This window comes from Pseudomonas kurunegalensis (assembly GCF_030291635.1).
In the GTDB taxonomy this organism is placed as follows: Bacteria; Pseudomonadota; Gammaproteobacteria; order Pseudomonadales; family Pseudomonadaceae; genus Aquipseudomonas; species Aquipseudomonas monteilii.
In genome coordinates this window covers 2,346,836-2,370,542 of the sequence record NZ_CP127871.1, presented here as the reverse complement: position 1 = coordinate 2,370,542, position 23,707 = coordinate 2,346,836, and the positions used below count along the sequence as shown (strand labels likewise).

At 64.1% G+C, this 23,707-nt stretch carries 19 protein-coding genes; 5 read left to right on the top strand and 14 right to left on the bottom strand.

Going from position 1 to position 23,707, the window contains the following annotated elements:
• The first annotated feature begins 140 nt into the window (after positions 1-140).
• From QQ992_RS10630 to QQ992_RS10610, 5 genes are all read left to right on the top strand, one after another.
• Entirely contained in the window at positions 141-743 is a 603-nt protein-coding gene (locus QQ992_RS10630; protein WP_286113325.1) for a BCCT family transporter, read from the top strand.
• A gap of 2 nt (positions 744-745) precedes the next feature.
• Complete coding sequence (locus tag QQ992_RS10625; protein ID WP_286113324.1) at positions 746-1,738, top strand: BCCT family transporter; 993 nt, start codon at positions 746-748, stop codon at positions 1,736-1,738.
• Positions 1,739-1,858: 120 nt separating this feature from the next.
• Positions 1,859-2,980, top strand: coding sequence for an aromatic ring-hydroxylating oxygenase subunit alpha (locus QQ992_RS10620; protein ID WP_105948536.1), 1,122 nt, complete (start codon positions 1,859-1,861; stop codon positions 2,978-2,980).
• A 78-nt stretch (positions 2,981-3,058) separates the two neighbouring features.
• The gene (locus QQ992_RS10615; protein WP_286113323.1) at positions 3,059-4,030 is read left to right on the top strand and encodes a PDR/VanB family oxidoreductase; all 972 of its coding nucleotides are present in this window, start codon (positions 3,059-3,061) and stop codon (positions 4,028-4,030) included.
• Between the two features lie 85 nt (positions 4,031-4,115).
• Positions 4,116-5,195 carry a PAS domain S-box protein gene (locus QQ992_RS10610; RefSeq protein WP_286113322.1) on the top strand — a complete coding sequence of 360 codons (1,080 nt, stop codon included), beginning with the start codon at positions 4,116-4,118 and terminating at the stop codon, positions 5,193-5,195.
• A gap of 145 nt (positions 5,196-5,340) precedes the next feature.
• On the opposite strand, the gene QQ992_RS10605 is transcribed toward QQ992_RS10610, so the two are convergent.
• The 14 genes from QQ992_RS10605 to QQ992_RS10540 form a co-directional block, all read right to left on the bottom strand.
• A complete protein-coding gene (locus tag QQ992_RS10605; RefSeq protein ID WP_286113321.1) occupies positions 5,341-6,174 on the bottom strand; it encodes a helix-turn-helix domain-containing protein in 834 nt (277 codons plus the stop codon).
• A 53-nt stretch (positions 6,175-6,227) separates the two neighbouring features.
• Positions 6,228-7,640, bottom strand: a complete 1,413-nt coding sequence (locus QQ992_RS10600; protein ID WP_286113320.1) for an aminotransferase — start codon at positions 7,638-7,640, stop codon at positions 6,228-6,230.
• Positions 7,641-7,674: 34 nt separating this feature from the next.
• Entirely contained in the window at positions 7,675-8,778 is a 1,104-nt protein-coding gene (locus tag QQ992_RS10595; protein ID WP_286113319.1) for a polyamine ABC transporter substrate-binding protein, read from the bottom strand.
• 192 nt (positions 8,779-8,970) lie between these two features.
• Positions 8,971-9,672: an NAD(P)H-dependent oxidoreductase gene (locus QQ992_RS10590; RefSeq protein ID WP_286113318.1), complete on the bottom strand. Its 702-nt coding sequence runs from the start codon at positions 9,670-9,672 to the stop codon at positions 8,971-8,973.
• Between the two features lie 43 nt (positions 9,673-9,715).
• Positions 9,716-10,894, bottom strand: coding sequence for a pyridoxal phosphate-dependent aminotransferase (locus tag QQ992_RS10585; RefSeq protein WP_286113317.1), 1,179 nt, complete (start codon positions 10,892-10,894; stop codon positions 9,716-9,718).
• 24 nt (positions 10,895-10,918) lie between these two features.
• The gene (alr, locus tag QQ992_RS10580) at positions 10,919-12,148 is read right to left on the bottom strand and encodes an alanine racemase (protein WP_286113316.1); all 1,230 of its coding nucleotides are present in this window, start codon (positions 12,146-12,148) and stop codon (positions 10,919-10,921) included.
• A gap of 34 nt (positions 12,149-12,182) precedes the next feature.
• A complete protein-coding gene (locus QQ992_RS10575; RefSeq protein ID WP_286113315.1) occupies positions 12,183-13,790 on the bottom strand; it encodes a 5-guanidino-2-oxopentanoate decarboxylase in 1,608 nt (535 codons plus the stop codon).
• Positions 13,783-15,900, bottom strand: coding sequence for an acetate--CoA ligase family protein (locus QQ992_RS10570; RefSeq protein ID WP_286113314.1), 2,118 nt, complete (start codon positions 15,898-15,900; stop codon positions 13,783-13,785). The genes QQ992_RS10575 and QQ992_RS10570 overlap by 8 nt, the downstream gene beginning before the upstream one ends.
• A gap of 18 nt (positions 15,901-15,918) precedes the next feature.
• Positions 15,919-17,079 (bottom strand): acyl-CoA dehydrogenase family protein, encoded by a 1,161-nt coding sequence (locus QQ992_RS10565; RefSeq protein ID WP_105948524.1) that lies wholly within the window; start codon positions 17,077-17,079, stop codon positions 15,919-15,921.
• A gap of 32 nt (positions 17,080-17,111) precedes the next feature.
• Positions 17,112-17,906 carry an enoyl-CoA hydratase/isomerase family protein gene (locus QQ992_RS10560; protein ID WP_286113313.1) on the bottom strand — a complete coding sequence of 265 codons (795 nt, stop codon included), beginning with the start codon at positions 17,904-17,906 and terminating at the stop codon, positions 17,112-17,114.
• 415 nt (positions 17,907-18,321) lie between these two features.
• On the bottom strand, positions 18,322-19,728 hold the full coding sequence (locus QQ992_RS10555; RefSeq protein ID WP_119369579.1) for an amino acid permease: 1,407 nt from the start codon (positions 19,726-19,728) through the stop codon (positions 18,322-18,324).
• 196 nt (positions 19,729-19,924) lie between these two features.
• Positions 19,925-22,177, bottom strand: coding sequence for an ATP-binding protein (locus QQ992_RS10550; protein ID WP_286113312.1), 2,253 nt, complete (start codon positions 22,175-22,177; stop codon positions 19,925-19,927).
• Positions 22,174-22,950, bottom strand: coding sequence for a substrate-binding periplasmic protein (locus QQ992_RS10545; protein WP_286113311.1), 777 nt, complete (start codon positions 22,948-22,950; stop codon positions 22,174-22,176). The genes QQ992_RS10550 and QQ992_RS10545 overlap by 4 nt, the downstream gene beginning before the upstream one ends.
• The gene (locus QQ992_RS10540) at positions 22,947-23,663 is read right to left on the bottom strand and encodes a response regulator (RefSeq protein ID WP_016715658.1); all 717 of its coding nucleotides are present in this window, start codon (positions 23,661-23,663) and stop codon (positions 22,947-22,949) included. The genes QQ992_RS10545 and QQ992_RS10540 overlap by 4 nt, the downstream gene beginning before the upstream one ends.
• Between the last annotated feature and the right edge of the window lie 44 nt (positions 23,664-23,707).

Genomic DNA, 23,707 nt, shown 5'->3' with positions numbered 1-23,707 from the left:
GAGCGGCGTGGATTGTATGCAAAATCTGTTAACCATTAGATTCTAGTAAACTAAAGGTTAACAACCAAGGAAGGAGCAGCACCGCAACACCCCGGATGCCTGCCGGGTATAACAAGTACGCCAACGTCCAGGAGACGATGATGTCGCACAAGAATAAAAAGATTGATGTGTTCCTGATTACCGTGAGCCTGATTGCCGTACTGCTCACCGTGATTGGCCTTGCAGCCTTCCCCGCCCAGGCTGAAAGCGCCGCCAACCAGTTGTTCGAGCTGTCCACCCGCACCTTCGGTACCAGTGTGCAGGTGCTGGTGTTCGCCAGTACCCTGGCCGTGCTGTACCTGGCCTTCAGCAAGTACGGCAACATCCGCCTGGGCAGTGGCAAGCCGGAATATGCCACCGCCACCTGGGTGTTCATGTTCATCTGCGCCGGTATGGGTTCTTCTACCCTCTACTGGGGTGTGATGGAGTGGGCCTACTACTACCAGACCCCTGGCCTGAACATCGCCGCCGCCACCCCGAAGGCGCTGGAATACAGCGTCGGCTACTCGTTCTTCCACTGGGGTATCAGCGCCTGGTCGATCTACGCCCTGGCTTCGCTGGCCATGGCTTATCACTTCCATGTACGCAAGAAGAGCGGCCTGAACCTGGCCTCGATCGTCGAAGCGGTGACCGGCTTCAAGGCCACCGGCCCGGTGGGCCGCAGCGTCGACCTGATCTTCCTGCTGACCATGATGGCGCACTGACCGTGTCGCTGGCCCTGACCGCTTCCACCCTCACCCGTGGCCTGCATGACCTGACCGGCACCCCGGACACCTTCACCGTGCAACTGATGGTGATCGGTGGCGTGGCGGTGATGTTCTCGCTCAGCTCGTACATCGGCATCGATGGCGGCCTGCAGCGCCTGAGCAAGATGGTGTGCATCGGCGCGCTGGTGTTTGCTGCCGTGATCCTGCTGGTCGGCCCGACCCAGTTCACCATCAACAACACCGCCAACTCGATTGGCCTGATGATCCAGAACTACGTGCACATGAGCCTGTTCACCGACCCGGCCGGCGACGGCGCCTTCACCCGCAACTGGACGGTGTTCTACTGGCTGTGGTGGGTGTCGTACGCACCAGGCGTGGCCATGTTCGTCACCCGCGTTTCGCGTGGCCGGCAGATCAAGGAAGTGGTACTGGCCCTGCTGCTGGGTGGCAGCTTCGGTTGCTGGTTCTTCTTCGGCGCGCTGGAAAGCTACAGCATGCACCAGTTCATCACCGGCGCGGTGGATGTGCCGAAAATGCTCGCCGAACAAGGCGGCGAATCGGCCGTGACGCACTTGCTGCTGGCATTGCCGTGGGGCCAGGTGTTCCTCGGTGTATACCTGTTCATCATGGCCATCTTCTGTGCTTCGCACATGGATGCTGCAGCCTACGCGGTGGCCGCCACCAGCACCCGCAACCTGCGTGAAGGCGACGACCCGACGCCAACCCACCGCCTGTTCTGGTGCGTGGTGCTGACCCTGGTGCCGCTGGCCATGCTGTTCGCCAAGGCGTCGTTGTCGACCATGAAGACGGCCGTGGTGCTGACCGCGATCCCGTTCATGGTGATTCTGCTGGTGAAGATCTACGGCTTCTTCAAATGGATGATCGCTGACTACGGCCAGGTATCGGCCCACGTCATCGAAGAAGAGGCTGCACGCATGGCCGGTGAAGCGCCCACCGAACATGCCCCACGCAGCGCTGCTGCCGTGCATTGATTGAATCATCGGGGCTGTGCCACAGCCCCTTTGCAAGACTGCAAATTTTTTTGCCTGATCTGTTAACCAACAGATACGCGTTAACCAACAACTATAAACCGAGCTTGTGAGATACCTGTCATGAACGACTTCAAACGCCTGCCCGCCGATTTCTGCGCGAATGCCGACGAGGCCTTCACCATCCCGGCCAACTTCTACACCCAGGCCGCCGTGTTCGAGCACGAGAAAGAAGCCATCTTCGCCCGCAGCTGGATCTGCGTGGGCCACCGCAGCGAAGTGGCAGACAACAACGCCTACATCACCCGCGAAGTGATTGGCGAAAGCATCATTGTCGTGCGCGGCCGTGACAGCGTGCTGCGTGCGTTCTACAACGTCTGCCCGCACCGTGGCCACCAGCTGCTCAGCGGCAGCGGCAAGGCCAAGAACGTCATCACCTGCCCGTACCACGCCTGGACCTTCAAGCTCGACGGCGAACTGGCCCACGCCCGCAACTGCGACAACGTGGTCAACTTCGACAAGGAAAATTCCACCCTGGTGCAGCTGCGCGTAGAGGAATACGCAGGGTTCATCTTCATCAACATGGACATGGACGCCGGCTCCGTCGAAGACCAGCTGCCAGGTATGCAAGCCCGCATGCGTGAAGCCTGCGCGGTAATCGACGACCTGCACCTGGCGGCGCGTTTCGTCAGCGACACCCCGGCCAACTGGAAGTCGATCGTCGACAACTACCTGGAGTGCTACCACTGCGCCCCTGCTCACCCAGGCTTCTCCGACTCGGTGGACGTTGGCCAGTACAGCCACAGCCTGCACGGCAACTGGACCCTGCAGTACGGCCTGGCCAAACCTTCGGAGCAGTCGTTCAAGTTCGACGAAAACGTGAAAGACCCGTCGTTCGCCGGCTTCTGGGCCTGGCCGTGCACCATGTTCAACGTGCCGCCAGGGGCCAACTTCATGACCGTGATCTACGAGTTCCCGGTCGATGCCGAAACCACCCTGCAGCACTACGACATCTACTTCCTCAACAAGGACATCACTGAAGAGCAGCAGAAGCTGATCGACTGGTACCGCGAAGTGTTCCGCCCAGAAGACCTGCGCCTGGTCGAAAGCGTACAGAAGGGCCTGAAATCGCGTGGCTACCGTGGCCAAGGCCGCATCATGGCCGACCGCGAGCGCAGCGGCATGAGCGAACACGGCATTGCCCACTTCCACAACCTGATCGCAGTGGCCCACCTCGACGATTGATGGCAACCGCTCCACGTTTATTTGCACGTAAAGGTGCGCGGCAGGGCCTGCCGCGCACCCAGGCAGTCGAGGTGAACCATGGCCAACTCTTATGAAATGTTCAGCGTCCGCGTAACCGACGTGGAACACGCCACGCCACTGATCAAGCGCTTTACCCTGGCCCGCGAAGACGGCGCGGCGATGCCCGCCTTCACCGGCGGCAGCCATGTCATCGTGCAGATGCAGGGCGCCGATGGCAGCCAGTTCAGCAACGCCTACTCGCTGATGAGCGACCCGCGCGATACCCGCAGCTACCAGATTGGCGTGCGCCTGGAAGAGCAGTCCAAGGGTGGCTCCGCGTTCATGCACCAGCAGGTGGAAGTCGGCACCCGCCTGACCATTTCGTCACCCAACAACCTGTTTGCCCTGGACCCTTCCGCTGGCCGCCATGTGCTGATTGCCGGCGGTATCGGCATTACCCCGTTCCTGGCGCAACTGCATGAGCTGGAAGGTGGCAGCACCGACTACGAGCTGCACTATGCCTTCCGCGCACCGGAGCACGGCGCGTTTCAGGAGCAACTGGCCAGTGGCCCGCACGCGGCCAATACCCGTTTCTACATCGACAGCCTCGACCGCAAGCTCGACCTCGCCGCCTTGTGCGCAGGGCTGGACGAGCAAGCGCACCTGTACGTGTGCGGCCCCAAACCGCTGATCGACGCGGTCATCGCTTGTGCTGCCCAGGCCGGCATTGCCGAGCGCCGCGTGCATTGGGAACAGTTTGCCGCCACCCCCGTCACCGGCAGCGCCTTTACCGTGGTGCTGGCGCAGTCGGGCGTGGAGTTGCAGGTGGAAGAAGGCATGACCATTCTGCAGGCCATTGAAAAGTCCAAGGCCGCCAAGGTCGAGTGCCTGTGCCGCGAAGGCGTGTGCGGTACGTGCGAGACGGCCATTCTGGAGGGCGAGGCCGAGCATTATGACCAGTACCTGAGCGACGAGGAGAAGGCTGCCCAGCAGAGCATCATGCTGTGCGTCTCGCGCGCCCGTACAGCGCGGCTGGTGCTGGATCTGTAAGTGACCCGCTGCAAAGGCCGTCAACCAAAAGTTGACGGCTTGCGTATACTGGCAGGCTCTTGGCCCAGATCAGGACACCCTGCCGATGTTGGAAAACAGCTTCGCCTTCCGCCTCAAGGAACTGCTTGAGCATCACAAGCTGACCCTGCAAGCCGTGGGCACGGCCTTGGGCATTTCGCGCACCGCGGTGCACAAGTGGACCCGTGGCGGCGAGATCGACTACGACAACCTGCGCAAGCTGGCCGACTTTCTCAAGGTCAACTGGATCTGGTTGCGCTATGGCGACGAAGCCCTGCAGAACATCCAGCAACCGCAGGTGGTCGAGCTGCCGATGACCGACCTGCGCCGGCGCCTGACCGCCGAGATCATGGAAAGCGAAACGCGCATGAAGCTGGCCCAGGAAGGCGCGCGCATCGTCACCTGGGAGTGGAACCTGATCAGCGACGAAGTCACCTACTCGCCTAACGTCGAGCAGGTGTACGGCTGGCCGGTGCACCACAACGAAGACTTCTGGAAGCACCTGCCCGACGAAGACGTGCAGCGCATGCAGGCGATGTACGCCGAGGCGGTAGCCGAAGGCACGGGTTGTGAGTGCGACTTCCGCATCACCCGCCCCGATGGCGAAGTACGCTGGATTTCCTCCCGCGCCACGGTGGTACGCGACAGCGCCGGACGCTCGGTGAAAATGGTCGGTATCAGCATGGACAACACCGAACGTCAGGTGGCCCAACAGGCGCTGAGCCAAAGCGAGGAACGCTTCCGGGCGATCTTCGAGCTGGCCTGGGGCGCCCTCGCCTACATCGACCCGGACGGCACCTGGCAGCGGGTCAACAACAGCCTGTGCGAGCTGCTGGGCTACCGCGCCGAAGAACTCTACGGCATGACCTTCCAGCAGATCACCCACGCTGACGACCTGGCGCAGAACCTGCAGCTGTTACAGCGCATGCTGGCCGGTGAAACCGAGCGTTACGAGGTAGAAAAACGCGTGCGCCACAAAAACGGCGAGTACATCTGGGTGCGCGCCCGCACCTCGTTGCAGCGCCATGCCAATGGCGAGCCGGAGCACCTGATCAGCGTGTTCGAAGACATCAGCGCCGAGCGCCAGGAGCATGAGCGGCTGCAGGCGCACATTGCCGCGCTGGAGGCCCGGCTGGCCACTTTGTGATAGGGCTACCGGCCCTATCGCCGGCAAGCCAGCTCCCACAGGTAGGGCGCATGGCTTGAATGTGATGCGGTCGGGGTGGGAGCTGGCTTGCCGGCGATGGGCTGCGCAGCAGCCCCCTGCAACCTAGACTGACCGAGATCAGGCTCTAATTTTCGAGGTGATCGCTGCGCAACCAGTCAATAAACCGCGCAAACAACTCGGACTGCGAGTTGATCTCAAGCTTCAGGTACAAGTTCTTGCGGTGCATGCGCACCGTCTCAGGCGAGATACCCAGCTCCAGCGCGGTGGACTTGACCGAGTGCCCGCGCAGGATCATGTGTGCCACCTCGCGCTCACGGTCGGTCAGTACCTGGCAGCCAAAGCTGTCGAATGCCGCCTGCAAGCCGCCGCGCTCGGCCGGTGCAGTGCCAGGCTCAAGATTGCTTCGGGCATAGCGCCCCAGCAGTTCGCGCACCATAGGCTCCAGTGCCCGTAGCAGGTCGACCTGCCCGGCACTCAGGGGCGTGCCGCTGCAACCCTGGAACAGGCTCAGCGACAACTTGCGGCCAGCACTGAGGTCGACGATGTAGTAGCTGTCTTCGCTGCAACCGGTGGCCAGGTAATAGGCCTTGTAGTAGTCGCTGTCGAAGAAGTTGTCGGGGGCGATTTCCTGCAGGTGGTAAAAGCCTTCGGCCAGGCCGCCTTGCACGGCCAGGCAGAACGGGTCGAGCAGGTAACCGGCGCTGAAGTAGCGTTCCAGCACAGCGGCGCGGTGCAGTTCGGGAATGCCTTGCTGGTATAAAAGCTGCGGCGCCCGCCCCTGGCACTCCAGGCTGATCATCATCGATTCCACCTGCACCAGCTGGCCGATGGCAGCGGCCACATACTCCAGCGCCTCAGGCGTTTCGCTATTGGCCAGCGCGCGCTGCAACGCCGCATGCCATTGCTGCAGCGCGCCCATGGTGAGGGTAAGCGGGGTGTCGGGGGTGGCCTGGGTCATGCCCGGCAGTCTAGCCTGCCAGGCACGCCCCCGCACAGCCCTTTGCGCCAGGTTCATCGGCCCCGGTACAGGCCAAGCGCGGTGAGTTCGCGCGCGGTTTCGATAATGCACTGGCGCAGGGTCTCGACGATTTCATCCACCTGCGCATGGGTGATGATCAACGGCGGCGACATCACGTTCAGGTGCATGATCGGGCGTACCAGCAGCCCCTTGGCCTGGGCCTTGCTGTGGATGCGCTCGCCGATGTTCACCTCATCCGGGAACAGCGCCTTGCTGGCCTTGTCGGCCACGAACTCGACACAGGCCATCAGCTTCATGCAACGCACATCCCCCACCAGCGGCAACTCGCGCAGGCTTTGCAGGCGTTGTTCCAGATAGCTGCCAACGTCTTTGACGTGCTCCAGCAACTGCTCGCGCTCGATGATCTCGATGTTCTTCAGCGCCGCCGTGCAGCACACCGGGTGACCGCTGTACGTGAAACCATGGGTGAAGCAACGGCCGTTGCCCGGCTCGGCAATAACCTGCCAGATGCGCTCGGAGAAAATGCACGCGCCCAGCGGCAGGTAGGCCGAGGTCAGACCCTTGGCGGTGGTGATGATGTCGGGGGTAACGCCAAACAGTTCCTCGCTGGCGAAGAAGGTGCCCAGGCGCCCGAACGAGGTCACCACCTCGTCGGCGACGAACAGGATGTCGTAGGTCTGGCACAGCTGCCACATGCGTTCGAAATAGCCCTTGGGTGGAATGATCACCCCGCCCGAGCCCATGATCGGCTCGGCGAAGAACGCTGCCACGTTGTCAGCGCCCAACGACAGTACCTTGTCCTCGAACTCGGCCACCAGGAAGTCGAGGAACTCGGCCTCGTCCATGTCGTCCGGCGCGCGGTACGGGTTGGGGTTGGAGACGTGGTGGATCAGGTCATGGTGATAATCGAACTCCGGCACCCGGTCGGCGGCCTTGTTGCCGATCGACATGGTCAGGGTGGTGGAGCCGTGGTAGGCGTTGTAGCGGGCGATGATGTGCTTCTTGTGCGGCTTGCCGCGGCAGTTCTGGTAGTACTGGATCAGCCGGTAGGCGGTGTCGACAGCGGTCGAGCCACCGGTGGTGAGGAACACATGGTTCAGGTCGCCGGGGGCCAGCTGCGCAAGTTTCTGGCACAGCTCGATGGCCACATCGTTGGCCATGTCGGAGAACGGGTTGGAATAGGCCAGTTGGCGCACCTGGTCGGCGATGGCCAGGGCCATCTCCTCGCGGCCCAGGCCGATGTTGGTGCACCACATGCCGCCAACGGCATCGAGGAAGCGGTTGCCGTGGGTGTCGCGAATGTACGCGCCCTCGCCGGCGACGATGTTCAGTGCGCCTTGCTCGCGGTGCTCGTCGAACACATGGTAGCCGTGCATGTAGTGGGCCTTGTCGGCTTCCACCAGCGGGTCGTGGGCGATGGCGAATGCTTTGCTTGGGGTGGCCATGGGCAGCTCCTTGGCGGGAATCGGTGGGCAGTGTTCAGAAACCGGTCTTGACCGTGCTCCAGACCCGGGTAATGGCGCGCATGTCCTTGGGGCTCTGGGTTTTCTGCGCGAACAGGCGTTCGCGGGTGGATGAATCGGGGTAGATGGCCGGGTCCTGGCGGATGTCGTCACGCACCAGCGCAGTGGCGGCGGCGTTGCTGTTGGCGTAGTGGATGTAGTCGGTGACCTTGGCCATGGTCTGCGGCTGCAGCAAAAACTCGATGAAGCGGTGAGCGTTGGCCGCGTGCGGCGCATCCTTGGGGATGTACAGGTTGTCGAACCAGATCAACGAGCCTTCCTGGGGGATGAAGAACGACAGCTTGATGTCCTTCTTCGCTTCCACCGCACGGGCCTGGGCGGTGGCGTAGTCACCGGACCAGGTCAGTGCCAGACAGACATCGCCATTGGGCAGGCTGGTGAGGTAGTTGACCGAGTCGAACTTGCGAATATAGGGGCGGATGCTAAGCAGCAGTTGTTCGGCGGCCTTGAGGTCGGCCGCGGATGCGCTGCGCGGGTCCTTGCCCAGGTATTGCAGGGCCAGCGGAATGACCTCGGTGGGTGCGTCCATCAGGGTGACGCCACAGTCGGCGAAGCGCGAGACAATCTTGGGGTCGAACAGCATGGCCAGCGAGCCGATGGGGGCGTCGGGCATGCGCGCGGTGATCTTGTCGACGTTATAAGTGACCCCCGAACTGCCCCAAGTGTAGGGCGCCGAGTACTTGAGGCCTGGGTCGTAGCCCTGCAGGTTGTTAACCACTTGCTGGTCGAGGTTGTGCCAGCTGGGCAGTTGCTGCTTGTCCAGCGCCTGGAACACCCCGGCGCTGATCAGCGGGGGTACCAAGGATGCGTTGAGCATGACCAGGTCGTAGCCGGAGCGGCCGGTGAGCAGTTTGGTCTGTACCGTTTCGTAGCCGTCGAAGGTGTCGTAGATGACCTTGATGCCGGTGGCCTTCTCGAAGTCGGCCAGGGTGGTTTCGCCGATGTAGTCGGTCCAGTTGTACAGCCGCAGCGTGTTACCGCTGTCCACCTCTGCCGCCTGGGCGAGGCTTGCGCCAGACACCAGCAGCAGACCACCCATCACCTTCAGTACCTTGCGCATGGCAACTCCATCGTGTGAATGCTCCGGATCGAGCCGATGGGTTCACTATCGGGGGATTTGCCGAGGGGGAACATACCCCGAATGTGTGGGTGGTCGTTTTTGGCAGACGCCATTGCCAGGTTTGCGCAATGTCGTATGCCGATAACAGGTTGGGGCCGCGTTGCGGCCCCAAGGGTTGGTACAGGAGAAAGATCAGGTCAGCGGGTACAGCGCCTCATCGAACTGCGCCAACCGCGGGAACACCAGCGGCTGATCATCCGAGAGCTGCTCCAGCCGCTGTCGGTACTGCTGCAAGAAGCCCTGCCGCGCCTCATCGCTGATATACGGCACATGCCAAGCCACGAACGGCGGCAACACCTCGAACCCCACATAGGCCAGCGTACCCCGCAGAATCGGCCGCAACATGTCTTCCAGCGGCCCATGAATCGCCCCTTCGCCAAACATGTGCTCGCGCCCGCCGAGGGTCACGGTCACCAGCGCCTTCTTGCCCGCCAAACCACCCTGGTCGTAGAAGCGCTTGCCGCCATAGCACACCCCCGACACCAGCACCCGGTCGATCCAGCCCTTGAGCATGGCCGGCGCCGAGAACCAGAAGATCGGGAAGTTAAGCACCAGCAGGTCAGCCCACAGCAGCTTGTCCAGCTCCTGCTGGATGTCCTCGGCAATGGCACCGCGCTTGACCCCCTGGCGTTGCTCCAGGGCATACACCAGATACTCCGGGTTCTCACGCTGGGTAAAGTCTTCGGCACTGGCCACCGGGTTCCAGCCCATGGCGTACAAGTCGCTGAGCTGCACCTGGTGGCCCTGGGCACGGAAGGTTTCCACGGCCTGGTCGCGCAGTGCGGCGGTAAACGATTGTGGCTCGGGGTGAGCGTGGACGATCAGTACATTCACTCGTGTTCTCCTTGCACAAAACAGGTTGTTTTACCGCCGTCGCTTAGCCTTGCATCAGCTCGCCGGCACAGCGGGCGATGCGCTGGCAGGCATCGACCAGCGCCTCGTTGCCCAGCACCAGCCCCAGGCGAATATGCCCGGCGGCGCTGGGGCCAAAGGCTTCGCCGGCCAGTACCGACACGCCCTGGCTGTCCAGCAGGCGGTCGGCAAAGGCCTGGGCACTGAGGCCGGTTTCGCGGATATCAACCATCACGAACATGCCACCATCGGGCTTCAACGCCTTGAGGCCCGGGCAGCCAGCCAGTTGCTCGCACACCAGATCACGGCGCTGGCGATAGGCCTCGCGCATGGCGTCCAGTTCAGGCAGTTGCTGCTCCAGCGCCACCACCGCAGCGTCCTGAATGAAGTCAGGCGAGCCATACAGCATGCACAAGGCGAGGTTTTCCAGGTGCGTGGCCAGTTCAGCCGAACCGACTACCCAGCCCACCCGCCAGCCCGTCATGGCATGCGACTTCGACAGGCTGTTGAGGGTGGCGGTGCGTTCGGCCATACCCGGCAGACTGGCTGGGCTCACATGTTCACCCTCGTACAGCAGCTCGCTGTACACCTCGTCGGAGATCAGCCACAGGTCATGGGCGATGCACAATTCGGCGAGTGCTTCCCAGGTCGCACGGGGCAGGCTTGCACCCGAGGGGTTGTGCGGGCTGTTCAGGGCCAGCGCGCGGGTGCGCGGCGTGATGCGCTCGGCCACGTCTCGCGGGCAGACACGAAAACCGTTCTCCGGCTTGACCGGCACCGGTACCACCTTGGCACCACAAGCACCGAAAACGGCCTCGTACGTGACATACATGGGCTCGGCAACGATCACCTCGTCGCCCGGGTCCAGCACGCACTGGGCCACGCAGTACAGCGCGCACTGGGCACCCGCCAACACGGTCACCTGGTCTGCGCTGACCGCCTGGCCGCTACGCTGCCGGTGGCGGTTGGCGATGGCCTGGCGCAGCGCCAGCTTGCCGCGCACATCGGCGTAATGGGTGTGGCCCGCTCGCAGGCTGTCGATGGCCGCCTGGACAATCGGCGCAGGGGTGTCGAAGTCCGGGTCACCCACCGACAGCAACAGGATGTCCTTGCCCTCGGCCTGCAGCGCCAGGGCGCGGTAGTGGATGTCCCAGGCCGCAGCCCCGTCGCCGGCGATGCGTTGGGTGAGCGTGGCGTAGCGCATGGCAATCTCCCTTCAATGGCGGGTTCAGTCGACGAGGATCTTCGGGTTGGAACTGCCCCACACGGTGTACAGGTCGGCGAGCAACGCGCCGTTGATGTCTTCCATTTCGGCCTGGGTGATTTCGCCCCCGGCCTGCTTGCCGAACAGCACCACTTCGTTGCCCCCCTTCACATCCGGGAAGTCGGTAACGTCCACCATCAGCGTGTTCATCGACACCTTGCCCACTACCGGCACACGGTGGCCGTTGATCAGCACATGGCCCTTGTTGGTAAACGCCCGGCGGTAACCGTCGGAATAGCCGACAGTGATATTGGCCAGCCGAGAGTCGCGGGCCAAGGTAAAGGTGCGGTCGTAACCGACGGTATTGCCGGCCGGGTAGCTGTGCACGGCAGCCACACGCGACTTGAACTGCATGGCGCGCTGGTACTCGGTGTGGCTCGGCACGGTGTCACCGAACAGCGCGCCACCGGTGCGCACCATGTCCAGGCGCGCTTCCGGCACCTCCAGCGTAGCGAACGAGTTGGCGGCGTGCAGGGTGAGCTTGCTGCGGTCGAGCTTGGCGTGCTTGATCAGCCAGTCGGTCTGCTCGTTGAACGCTGCCAGGCCCTTGCGCACATCGTCCTTGTCTTCCACCGCAAAGTGGGTCATCAGCGCGACCAGCTTGAGGTGCTTCTGGTCGGTGATCTGCAGTGCTTCACCACGGCCGGACCAGGTGGTCATCTCTACCCCGTTGCGGCTCATGCCGCTGGAGTTGAGCGCCAGGTGGATGCGCAACGGCTTGCCATGGCGCTCGGCGATGGCGTCGAGCTGGCGGGCGAATTCGGCACTGCCCACCAGTTCTTCCATGTCGTACTGCAAGGCGTCTTCCACTTCGCTGAGGCTGGCCAGGCGTACCCGCACCAGTTGCCCGGTGAAGCCACTGGCGCGGACCACGCGGGCCTCCTCGTTGCTGGCCACCGCCACGCAGGGCACGCCCTGGGCAATGATCGACGGCATCACCAGGCCGACACCGTGGCCATAGGCATCGGCCTTGAGCACGGCACACAGCTTGGACTTGCCGGCCAGTTCGGCCTGCAAGGTGCGGATGTTGTGTTGCAGGGCGCTGGCGCTGATTTCGACCCAGGCGTTGCTGTTTTGCACGGTCAAGGCGGTGGTGCCGTTGTCCATCGACAGCGGCGGCGCGGCGTACAGCGGAGCCTGGCCAGTGATCAGCAGGGCCAGGGAAGCGGCCAGAAGGGTACGGCGAAATGGCATGGTGGTTTCTCTTGTTATGGGTGTTGTGCGCGGTTTAGCACACACAGGTGTGTTTGAGTTCGATAAAGGTCACGCCGGGTGTGGCGAAGCCAATGGCCAGGTCGGCCTGCAGCGCGTCCAGGTCTCGCGGCTGGCGCACTGCGCAACCAAAGGCGCGGGCCAGGCCGATGAAGTCCGGGTTGCGCGGCAGTACGCCGACCGGTTCGATGTCCAGGCCGAGCATGTCGTCACGGATCTGACCGAGGGCGTCATTGTTCCACAGCAGCACGACCAACGGGCGGTCCAGTTCTTCGACCGCAGTGGCCAGTTCCTGGGCGGTGTAAAGAAAACCGCCGTCGCCCACCAGCACCAGGCCCGGGCGGTGATCGGTGGCGAGCATGCCACCGATGCCGGCCGGCAGGCCGTAGCCGAGCGTGCCGTAGCCGGTGGGGTGCAGCCAGCTGCGGGGCGCCCGGCTGGGGAAGGCGTAGTTGCCGGTGTAGGCCAACTGGGTCATGTCGCTGCTGATGAACGCGTCGTCGGGCAGCACGGCGGCAATGCGGTCCAGAATGGCCTGGTGCGTGGCCTGCAGTGGCGCATGCCCGTTGCGGATGGCCTGGCGCAGGTTGGCCACGGCGTCGTGGGCCTGAGCCGGTTCGCGGGCGAGCTCCGGCAGGTGGTCGAGCAAGCCGCACAGGGTTTGCCGGGCATCGCCGTGCAGGGCCATGGCACAGGGGTAGAAGTCGTTGAACTTGCGCGGGTCGATGTCCACGCGCAGCAGTTCACCCGTGATCGGCAGGCGCTCGCGCCAGAAGTCGGTGTCGGCCATTTCGGTGCCCACGGCCAGCACCACATCGGCCTCGCTGATGAGTTGCCAACCGGGCTCCACGCACAGGCTAGAGCCGGCATTGAGTGGCGCGTCCGGTGGCAGCAGGCCCTTGCCGGCCACGCTGGTGAACACCGGTGCCGCCAGGCGAGTGCTCAACTGCGCCAGTGGCTCGGCAGCGTGCAGCGCCCCCCCGCCGGCAATGATCATCGGCCGCTTGGCCGCCGCCAGCTTCAGGGCCGCCCGGTCGAGGGTTTCCCGGCACGGCTGGCCACGGCCGGGGCGGCGCACCACCTCACTGCTCCAGTCGCGGCTTACCGGCGCGGCCAGCACGTCCAGCGGCACCGAAATGTGCACCGGGCGCGGCCGTTCGCTGTCGAACACGGCCCAGGCGCGGGCGATCAGCTCGGGCAGGTCGTCGCCGCGCAGGGCCACAGCGGAAAACGCGGTGATCGGCGCTGTCATGGCGCGCTGGTCCTGGGTTTCGTGCAGGCAGCCCCAGCCCTTGCCCAGGCTGGCAGTGTGGTTGACGCTGGAAATCACCAGCATCGGGATGGAGTCGGCATAGGCCTGGCCGATGGCGGTGGCGGCGTTGGTCACGCCCGGGCCGGTGATGACAAAGCACACCCCAGGCTTGCCACTGACCCGTGCGTAGCCGTCGGCCATGAAACCGGCGCCCTGCTCGTGGCGGGTCAGCACATGGCGGATGCCACTGCCCGCCAGACCACGGTACAGCTCCAGGGTATGCACGCCGGGGATGCCGAACACGGTCTCCACGCCGTAATTGGCCAACAGGCGTACCAGCGCCTGGCCGGCAGTTATGCTGTGGTTATTCATGTCGTTCTCCTTGCGCCTGGCCGAGACGGATCAACGCGTCGACCGCAGTGGTGCCACGGGCACCCACCATCAATGGGTTCACATCCAGTTCCAGCAGGTGCCCGGCGTTTTCGCAGGCGTAGTCGGCCACCGCGCGGATGGCTGCAACCAAGGCGTCGAGGTCGGCGGCCGGGCGACCACGGAAGCCTTGCAGCAGGCTGGCGCTGCGCAGGTTCAGCAGTGCGGCACGAATGGCGCTGTCGGTGGTGGGCAGCAACAGGCTGACGCTGTCTTTGAGCAGTTCGACCAACACGCCTCCGGCACCGATCACCAGAGCCAGGGCGAAGTCGTGTTCACGCTTGATGCCAACGATCACCTCGGCCAGCGGCGGCTCGGCCATGGGTTCGAGCAGTACCTGGTCGAATGCTACGTGCGGGGCGTAGGCGGCGATGCGCTGGCGCATCTGCACCAGTGCGGCTTCCAGCGCTGCAGCATCGCGCAGGTTCAGCGCCACCGCACCGGCTTCGGTCTTGTGTGGCAACTGCGCGCTGACGGCCTTCAGCACCAGCGGGTAACCCACGCGTGCGGCGTCTGCCACGGCACGCTCGGGCGTGCTCAGTACGCCCGCTGGCACCGGCAAGCCAAAGGCGCGCAGTGCTTGCTTGGATTGCCATTCATCCAGCAACCGGCTTTCGCCTGTGAGGGCCTGCGGGCATAACGGGACGTGTGCTGCCTCGCCCTGCTCCAGCAGCCGCTGGCGGTTGCGTTGGTAGCCGACGATGCGGCCCCAGGCCGCCAAGCCGTCCTCGACGCCTTGCAGGGCGGCGATGCCCCGCGCATGCAGGCGCTCGCGCGCGCTGGCGGGCAGCAGCTCCGGGAAGGCCGAGGTGACGAAACCGATCTTGCCGTGGCGCGCCAGCGCATCGCAGTAAAGCCCTAGCAGCAGGTCGCACTCCTTGCGCTCGCCGGTAAAGGCCGCCGGGTAATCCAGCACCAGCATGGCAGCACCGGCTGGCCCGCTCAGGGTGCTGTCGAGCATGCGCTGCAGGGCCGCTTCATCGCCCCAGATGGCCGTGGTGAAATCCAGCGGGTTGACCAGGTTGGCATAGGCCGGCAGCACGCGGGTCAGTGCCGTCACCTGCTCTGGTTCAAGCGGTGGAAGGTTCAACCGGTTTCGCTCGGCATAGTCGGCAATCAGCCCGGCATCACCGCCTGAGCAAGCCAGTGCGATCAGCTCGCCATCTGCCGGCAAGTGCCCGCAAGCGGCGGCCTTGAGGGTTTCGACAAAGCTGACCGGGCCACTGACACGGATCACGCCCAAGCGCTGGAACAGGCTGTCGTACAAGGCATCGGAGCCGGACAACGAGCTGGTGTGGCTGAGCGCCAGTTCAGCACCGATCTGCGACACGCCCGTTTTCAGGGCAATGATCGGCGTGCCCTGTTGCAGCGCTTTGTGAGCGGCACGCGCGAAGCCCGGCACGTTTTTCAGGCCTTCCAGATGCAGGCCGATCGCCGTTACCCGTGGGTCGTCAAGCAACACGTCCATCAACTCGGCCACACCCAGTTGCGCCTGGTTACCGACCGAGGCCATGTAGGCCACCGGCAGCGAGCGGTCGCTCATGGACAGGTTGTAGGCAAAGTTGCCGCTCTGGGTGAGAATCGCCACGCCCTTCTCCACCTGTTTACCGCCATGGGCCACCGGCCACAGGGCGGCGCCGTGCAGGTAGTCGAGCAGGCCGTAGCAGTTGGGGCCGAGCAAGGCCATGTCGCCAGCAGCGTCAAGCAGGCACTGCTGCAACTGGCGGCCCTCCTCACCACACTCGGCAAAGCCCGAGGCATAGCAGATGGCGCCACCGGCCCCGCGTGCAGCCAACTCGGCCACACACTGCAAGGTCAGCTCGCGGTTGGTGGCGATGAACACCGCGTCCGGGGCATAGGGCAAGTCGGCCACCCGCGCTACACAAGGGATGCCCTCCAGGCTTTCGTGCTGCGGGTTGACCAGCCACAGCTCGCCACCAAAGCCCCCTTCCGCGCAGCGCTTGAGCGCCCGCGCCATGCTGCGCCCGCCAACGAAGGCCAAGTGCCGGGGCGCCAGCAGGCGCTTGAGGTTGTCACGAATCGATTGCGACATGTGCGTTCTCCAGGCCGGTCAGCGCAGCAGCGGGCGCAGCAGTTCACGGGCGATGATGTGCCGCTGGATTTCCGAGGTGCCCTCCCAGATGCGCTCGATGCGCGCATTGCGCCAGATGCGCTCGACCGGCCCTTCATCCATCAGGCCCATGCCACCGAAGATCTGCACGGCTTCGTCGGCCACCTTGCCCAGCACTTCACTGGCGAACAATTTGGCCATGCCGGCCTCGCCATCGGTCATGCTGCCCTGGTCCATCTTCCAGGCAGTGTGCAGGGTGAGCATTTCCGCAGCGCGGATCTGCGTGGCCATGTCGGCCAGCTTGAACGACACACCTTGATAGCTGCCAATGGCCTGGCCGAACTGCTTGCGGTCGGCGGCCCATTGCAGCGACAGGTCGAGGGCGCGCTGGGCCTGGCCTACGCAGTTGGCGGCAACCATCACCCGGCCGGCGGTAAGCCAGGCGTTGGCCACTTCCCAGCCTTTGTCGACTTCACCCAGCACCTTGCTGGCCGGCACCCGGCAATCGTCGAAGAACAGCTCATACGTGTGATAGCCGCGGTTGCTCACGCACTTGGGGCCACGGCGGATGGTCATGCCCGGCGTACCACGGTCCACCAGGAAGGCCGTGACCGCGTTGCGCTTGCGGCCGTTGTGCTCGTAGGTGTCGGTGACGGCAAAGACAATGGCGAAATCGGCATGGCCCGCGTGGCTGATGAAGTGCTTGCTGCCATTGATGACAAAGTCATCGCCCTGGCGCACGGCGCGGGTCTTGATGGCGTTGGCATCAGAGCCGGCCCCCGGCTCGGTGAGGGCGAAGCAATCGGTTTTCTCGCCCTGTACGCAGGGCAGCAGGTAGTCGTTGATCTGCTCATCTTTACAGGCCATGAGGATTTTCGAAGGCCGGGCAACGAACACATGCAGCGCCCAGGACACCTTGGACAGCTCGCGTTCGATCAGCGCCTGGGACAGGTAGTCCAGGCCACCGCCGCCGACTTCCTCGGGCATGTTGAACGCGTAGAACCCGGCAGCGAGGGCTTTGCCACGGATCTGCGCGGCCAGTTCCGGGGACACGGCATCGGCACGGTCCACCGCTTCCTCATGGGGCAGCAGCTCTTTGGCAACAAAGCTGCGTACCGCTTCCACCAACATTTCTTGTTCTTGGGTCAGTTGGAAATTCATCTGCGAAGGTCCTGGTCAGGGTCGGTATCGGGTTACTGGCCGGTGAAACGGGGGGCGCGACGTTCAACCGAGGCTTGCAGCGCCTCGGCGCCGTCCTGGCTACGGCCACACAGCAGGCCGGCGTGGCGCTCGGCTTCCAGCTGTTCGGCCAGGGTGCGCCGGGCGCCGTCGCGGATCAGCCGCTTGGTTTGCGCGTAGGCGAAGGTCGGGCCGTTGGCCAGGCGCCCGGCCAGTTCGGCGGCTACGGCGGGCAGTTGTTCGTCAGGGCACACTTCGCTGACCAGCCCGGCTGCCAGGGCGCGTTCGGCGCCCCACAGTTCATCGAGGAACAACAGGCGCTTGGCCTGTTCACTGCCGATCAGCCGAGGCAGGTGCCAGCTGGCGCCGGCATCGGGGCTGTAGCCCATGCTGGTGTAACCGGCCTTGAAGCGCGCCGAGGCGGCGGCGATGCGCAGGTCGCAGCACAGGCTGAGGTCCATGCCCCCACCCACGGCGGTGCCGTTGATGGCAGCGAGGGTGGGTTTGTCGAGGCTGTGCAAGCGCAACATCAGGGCGTGGGCGGTTTCGGTCCAGCCATAGGTTTCCAGGGTGCCCGCTGCCTCGGCGGCGGCCCACTCGGCCAGGTCGGCACCGGCGCAGAAGCTGCGGCCGCTGCCGGTCAATACCACCACGCGTACGGCCGGGTCGCCGTTGTAGCTGTCGAGCAAGGCGTGCAGCTGCTTGAGGGTGGGGATATCCAGCGCGTTGCGCTGCTCGGGGCGGTTGAGGGTGATCCAGGCAACGCCGGCTTCGACCTTGCTCAACAGAGACGACGACGGGGTGGTCATATGGGCCTCGGTATTGTTGTGTCTATTTGAGGGGCTGACGAGGGAGATACTAAACGAGTGTTCAACAAGGCGGGATGGGCTGTTACAACTTCGCACAACTTGGTTTTTGTTGTGCATGTCACAACATGTTTACCGCCTGTGAGATCGAGCGCCGCCCGCGCGGCGCATCGCGAGCAAGCTCGCTCCTACATTTGTTTCGGGCCAATTATTCCTGTGGGATTTGCGCGCGTACGCTTTAGCTCATGGCTCGATATCGCGTCGAACAAACAAGGCGGTCGCGTACGTTGGCACAGGCGACACTGGCCCGAAATAAATGTAGGAGCGAGCTTGCTCGCGATGCGCCGCGCGGGCGGCGCTCGATCTCACGGGCAACAAAAATGCTGCGACGAACACCTGCAACCAACGGACTACGGCATCAAACCCCCGGCGCGCTTGGCTCGAAGGCACCCTGCCGACGGCGATTGACGAAGAAATACGCCGCGTAGCACAGGGCAATGAAGCCAAAGCCCCAGTACAGCGACGGCCGCTGGGTTTCATCCAGCGCCAGGAACACGAACAGCGAACTGCACAGGGTGATGCACAGCAGCGGCACCAACGGGTAAAGCGGGGCCTTGTACTTCAGGTCCTGCAATTGCCCCCCCTCACGCAGGTAGGCCTTGCGGAAGCGGTATTGCGCCAGGGCAATGACGATCCAGGTCACGGTGCCGGACATGCCGCTCACCGCCATCAGCACCATGAACAGGGTGTCGGCGGCAATGAAGCTGGTCATCAACGAGATCAACGCAAAGCACAGGGTGATGCTCAGCGCCCGCAGCGGTACGCCACGCTTGCTTAGCGGCGACAGGCTTTTCGGCGCCATGCCGCTCTTGGACATGGCCCACAGAATGCGTGTGGACGCATACAGCCCGGAGTTGCCCACCGACAGGATGGCGGTAAGGATGACGAAGTTCATCAGGTCGGCGGCGTAAGGGATGCCAACCATGTCGAACACCTGCACGAACGGGCTTTCCATCAAGCCGGCCTGCTCGTACGGCACGATGGCCGACAGCACGGCAATCGCCAGTACATAGAAGATCAGCACACGGAACACCACGTTGCGCACCGCCCGTGGGATGCTCTTTTCCGGGTGCTCGGTCTCACCGGCGGCCACCCCCATGATTTCACACCCCTGGAAGGCATAGACCACGGTCATCATCACGGCGAAGACCGCCGACAGGCCGTGTGGGAACAGCGACTCGCCCACCAGGTTGTCCAGCATCGGTGCCGGTGCCCCGCTGCTCAGCGGGATGGCGCCAAAAATCACCAACAGGCCAATGACAATGAAACCGAGGATGGTCGCCACCTTGATGCCCGAGAACCAGTACTCCGCCTCGCCAAAAGCGCGGGTGGCCAGGGCGTTGAGGCCGAACAGCACGACCACGAACAGCGCCGACCAGTACCAGATCGGCACCTCGGGAAACCAGCGGGTCATCAGCATGCCGGCGGCGGTGAACTCCAGGCCCACCGTAGTGGCCCAGCTCATCCAGTACACCCAGCCGATCATGAAGCCAGTGGCGGGGCCGATGAACTTGGTGGCGTGGGCCTGGAACGAGCCGGACACCGGCATCTGCACCGACAGCTCGCCCAGGCAGACCATCACCAGATACATCAGCAAGCCTGCCACCAGGTAGGCCAGGATCGCGCCCACCGGGCCGCCCTGGTTGATGGTCACGCCCGAGCCCATGAACAGGCCGGTACCGATCACCCCGCCCAGCGACAACATGAAGATGTGGCGGCTTTTCAGTGCGCGGGTGAGCTGGATCTTCTCGTGGGTGTCAGTCATGGTGCACCTCGCCATTGCGGCCGGTGCGCGGGGTGGTGCGAAGGAAGGGCTGAGCACTAGGGCATGTCATTGTTCTTGTCTCCAGTAAGCCTCATGGACCGCGTACAGCACGGTTGCCATGGATTATTGGAAACAGATGTAAGGCGCCGTTGTACGAACGGATCGAAGATGTAAAAAGTCGTAAGTTTTTTGTACGTCAGCCCTGGATCAGCTGTTCCAGGGTGGCGCGGGCCTGGCCGAGCTGTCTGGCCAATGGCTCACCAAGCGCCTTCAACGCCTGTTCGTCGTGCTGCCGGGCCGCCTCTTCAAGGCAGCGCAATAGCGCAGCCAGGCCAGAAAAGCCCAGGGAGTCGCAACTGCCGGCCAAACGATGGGCCAGGTGCAGCACTTCGGTAACGTCCTGGGCCAGCAGCGCCTCGGCCAGTGCCGTGGCGTGCTGCTCCAGTGACTGGCGCAGCACCTTCAGCAAGCCCTGCAGCTTCTGCTCACCCAGCAGCGAACGGTGGGTGTCCAGCAGCGACCAGTCCATGTCTGCGTCAGTGCCAACCCCTTCGCTGGGCGCCACTTCGGCCAACGCCTTGCGCAGGGTCTCCAACCGCAACGGCTTGGCCAGTACCCCCTGCATGCCGGCCGCCAGATAACCCGATACCTGCCCCGGTTGCACACCGGCCGTCAGCGCCAGAATCCGGCTGGCGCGGTTCGGTCCGGGCGAGGCACGCAGCCTCTGGCACAGTTCCACTCCACTCATGCCCGGCAAGTGTACGTCGAGCAGGATCAGGTCGAAGCGCCGTTGCGCGCAAACCTGCAGGGCCTGCCCGGCGTCTTCGGCAAAGCTCACCCGATGGCCATCGCGCAGTAGCAACCCACTCGCCACCTCGCGGTTCAGTGCCACGTCTTCGACCACCAGGATATCCAGGCTGGGCATGGGCGGCATGGCGGGTGACCGAGCCGGCACGGGTTGCCCATGGGCCATTTCGAGCTCGAACCAGAAGCAACTGCCCTGCCCCGGCACGCTGTCCAGGCCGATGCTGCCGCCCAGTTTTTCTACCAGGTGCTTGCAGATCGCCAGGCCCAGGCCGGTGCCACCATAGCGACGGGCCACCGCCTCGCTGGCCTGGACGAAGCGGTCGAAGATTTTCGCCTGCACGGCGGGCTCGATGCCGATGCCATTGTCACTGACCGACAGCCGCAAGCGCTGCGCGTGCTCGCTACCGGCAAGCACCCGCACCCCAAGCTGCACCTGGCCGTGCTCGGTGAACTTGATGGCATTGGCCAGCAGGTTGCTGAGCACCTGGCGCAGGTACTGCTCGGCACCGTGCTGGTACCCGGCCAACGGCTCATCGATATGCAGGTGCAAGGTGTCGCCGTTGTCCTTGGCCATGGGCTCAAGCAGCGTCAACACTTCCTGGCACAGTTGGCGCAAGGAAAAACCCACCAGCTCGGCCCGGCTCTCGCCTTCTTCTAGCCGGGCGAAATACAGCACTTCGTTGAGAATCGCCAGCAGCCCCTCGCCGGCCTTGTACAGGGCCTCGACACGCTGACGGTCAGGCAACTCCAGCCGCCCGCCGCGCAACAATTCGGCCATGCCCAGAATGCCGTTAAGCGGCGTACGCAGCTCATGGCTCATGGTCGCCAGAAAGCGCGACTTGGCCAGGTTGGCAGCCTCGGCCTCGTCCTTGGCCCGAGCCAGGCTGGCCGTACGCCGCTCGACCATGGCCTGCAATTCGTCGCGCTTGTCCTGCAGTTCAAGCCGATCACGCTCGCGGCGCTCGATGTCGCTGAGGATGGCGCGGCGCATATCGTCCAAGGCATTGGCCACCGTGTCGATTTCATCCGGGCGCGATGAAGGGCGGCGGCCCAGGCGCAACGGCTCCTGCCACTGGCCGGCGCCAATACGGCGAGCGAACTCGGCCATCACTTGCAGGTGGCGGGTGACCAGTCGGTAGAAAAGCCCCGACAGCGCCACCGCCAACCCGCACAAAAACACACCCATCCACAGCAGGCTGGTCAAGCCGGTGGCATACAGCCGCTGATGCACGGCCCCCAGGTCAATGGTCACTTCCAGCTCACCCAGGTGCCTGGCAGGCCCCGAAGGGGGCTGAAAGTCGAGCGGGAAGCGTTCGACGCGCAGCGGCCCTTTGGGCTCGGCCGCCCCTCGCTGCAGTTGGAAGTCGTCGCTGACCAGGCGCACCCGGGCCACATCGGAAAAGTCCACCAGGCCGCGCAGCTGGGTGTCCAGTTGCGCTTCGTCCAGGTCCCACAAGCTGCGCTCCAGGCTGGCCAGGTAGCCGGCACGGATCAGTGCCATGCGCGCGTCAATGTCGCGCATCTCGCGACGGTACTCGAAGTACAGCTGCACCCCGCTGGCCAGCACGGTGAAGCACAGGCTGAACAACAGGATGAACAGCAGCAGGCGGCGCAGCAGGCCGTCAGCGCGCAGCGGGATCATCGGGCATCCGCCGGCAGGTTGATCATGTCCCTGTAGGTGACTTCGCTCTGCTCCAGCCAGCGCGCGATCTCTCCGGCCTGGTTCATACGCTGCAACTGCGTGTCGATTTCGTCCATGTGCCGGCTCAGGGGCGATCGCCGCGATACCGCAACGCGCAGGTAGTCCACGCTCAGGGCGCTGGGCAATACGCGGATATCCTGCGCCCCGGCCAGGTGCTCGATGAACAGTTGGCCGGTGCGCCGCTCCTGGATCACATAATCGATGCGCCCACGGATCAGCTTGCCGAAGTTCTGCTGGCTGGAAGACACCCGCTCGATGTTCTGGTGGCGGGCCACGAAGCGGTCGAATTCGGCGCCGTAGCTTTCACCGTACAGCAGGCCGCCACGGTAGCCCGCAAGGTCCTCCACGCGCTGGAACCGAACCGGCCGAAGGCGGTTGTAGAACACCGCCACTTCTTCGCGTACCACCGGCTCGGTGGAAAAACGCATGCGCTGGTCACGCTGGTCGCTGTTGTAGGCCAGCACCACGTCCACCCGCCCGGCGGCGGCGTCCATCAGGCAGCGCTTCCAGTTGCCCAGCACCACCGTCTGCACGTCGTAGCCCATGCGGGTGAACAGCTCGCGCACCACGGTCGGCGCCAGGCCGCGCACCTGGTGGCCATCGCTCCAGGAGATCGGCGGGTACACCGGGTAGTCACAATAGCGCACCGTCTCGGCCGCACCGGCCTGCACGGCGAGCAGCACCAGCGCCACCCCCAGGGCGCAGGGGGTCATGCTGCCACGCTGGCAGTGAACAGGTAGCCAGTACCGTGGATGGTGATGATCAGTTGCGGCTCGGCCGGGTCGTCGTGCAGCTTGCGCCGCAAGCGGCCGACCAGCACGTCGATGGAGCGGTCGTTGGGCACCCACTCACGGTTGCGAATCTGGTCCATCAGCTGGTCGCGGCTCAGGGTATGGCCGCTGTTGCGCAGGAATACACTGAGCAGTTGGAACTCGCCATGAGTCAGCAAGGTTTGCCCGCCACGGGCGTCGATCAGGCGGCGCCGATCGGTGTCCAGCGCCCAGTCGGCAAACTGCTTCAGCGACTGCGCACAGGCCGGCACGGGGTGCACTTCGCGAGCATGGCGCACGCGGCGGATCAGGTTTTTGGCGCGCGACACCAGCTCACGGGGGTTGAGCGGTTTGATGACGTAGTCATCGGCACCGCATTCCAGGCCGACGATGCGGTCGATGTCGTCGTTGCGCCCTGTGATGAGGATGATGCCCACCTCCGAGCGCACCCGCAGTTCGCGGGTCAGGGTGAGGCCGTCCTTGCCGGGCAGGCGGATATCCAGCAGCACCAGGTCGACATCCTGGCTACCGAGCAGGGCTTCGGCTTTTTCTGCCGTATCAGCGCAGTGTACGTCGTAGCCTTCCTGGGAAAGATAGGCCTGCAGCAAGTCACGAATAAGCGGATCGTCATCGACGATCAATACCCGAGGCGTCATTGCGTGTCGTCTCTTTTTATTGGTGTTGTTCTACACACTCGCGC

Coding starts and splice junctions, on each gene's coding strand:
- QQ992_RS10540 (WP_016715658.1), bottom strand. CDS start 23,663: ATGACGCCTCGGGTATTGATCGTCGATGACGATCCGCTTATTCGTGAC.
- QQ992_RS10595 (WP_286113319.1), bottom strand. CDS start 8,778: ATGCGCAAGGTACTGAAGGTGATGGGTGGTCTGCTGCTGGTGTCTGGC.
- QQ992_RS10610 (WP_286113322.1), top strand. CDS start 4,116: ATGTTGGAAAACAGCTTCGCCTTCCGCCTCAAGGAACTGCTTGAGCAT.
- alr (WP_286113316.1), bottom strand. CDS start 12,148: ATGCCATTTCGCCGTACCCTTCTGGCCGCTTCCCTGGCCCTGCTGATC.
- QQ992_RS10550 (WP_286113312.1), bottom strand. CDS start 22,177: ATGATCCCGCTGCGCGCTGACGGCCTGCTGCGCCGCCTGCTGCTGTTC.
- QQ992_RS10575 (WP_286113315.1), bottom strand. CDS start 13,790: ATGAATAACCACAGCATAACTGCCGGCCAGGCGCTGGTACGCCTGTTG.
- QQ992_RS10565 (WP_105948524.1), bottom strand. CDS start 17,079: ATGAATTTCCAACTGACCCAAGAACAAGAAATGTTGGTGGAAGCGGTA.
- QQ992_RS10615 (WP_286113323.1), top strand. CDS start 3,059: ATGGCCAACTCTTATGAAATGTTCAGCGTCCGCGTAACCGACGTGGAA.
- QQ992_RS10585 (WP_286113317.1), bottom strand. CDS start 10,894: ATGCGCTACGCCACGCTCACCCAACGCATCGCCGGCGACGGGGCTGCG.
- QQ992_RS10630 (WP_286113325.1), top strand. CDS start 141: ATGTCGCACAAGAATAAAAAGATTGATGTGTTCCTGATTACCGTGAGC.
- QQ992_RS10560 (WP_286113313.1), bottom strand. CDS start 17,906: ATGACCACCCCGTCGTCGTCTCTGTTGAGCAAGGTCGAAGCCGGCGTT.
- QQ992_RS10600 (WP_286113320.1), bottom strand. CDS start 7,640: ATGGCCACCCCAAGCAAAGCATTCGCCATCGCCCACGACCCGCTGGTG.
- QQ992_RS10620 (WP_105948536.1), top strand. CDS start 1,859: ATGAACGACTTCAAACGCCTGCCCGCCGATTTCTGCGCGAATGCCGAC.
- QQ992_RS10605 (WP_286113321.1), bottom strand. CDS start 6,174: ATGACCCAGGCCACCCCCGACACCCCGCTTACCCTCACCATGGGCGCG.
- QQ992_RS10555 (WP_119369579.1), bottom strand. CDS start 19,728: ATGACTGACACCCACGAGAAGATCCAGCTCACCCGCGCACTGAAAAGC.
- QQ992_RS10570 (WP_286113314.1), bottom strand. CDS start 15,900: ATGTCGCAATCGATTCGTGACAACCTCAAGCGCCTGCTGGCGCCCCGG.
- QQ992_RS10545 (WP_286113311.1), bottom strand. CDS start 22,950: ATGACCCCCTGCGCCCTGGGGGTGGCGCTGGTGCTGCTCGCCGTGCAG.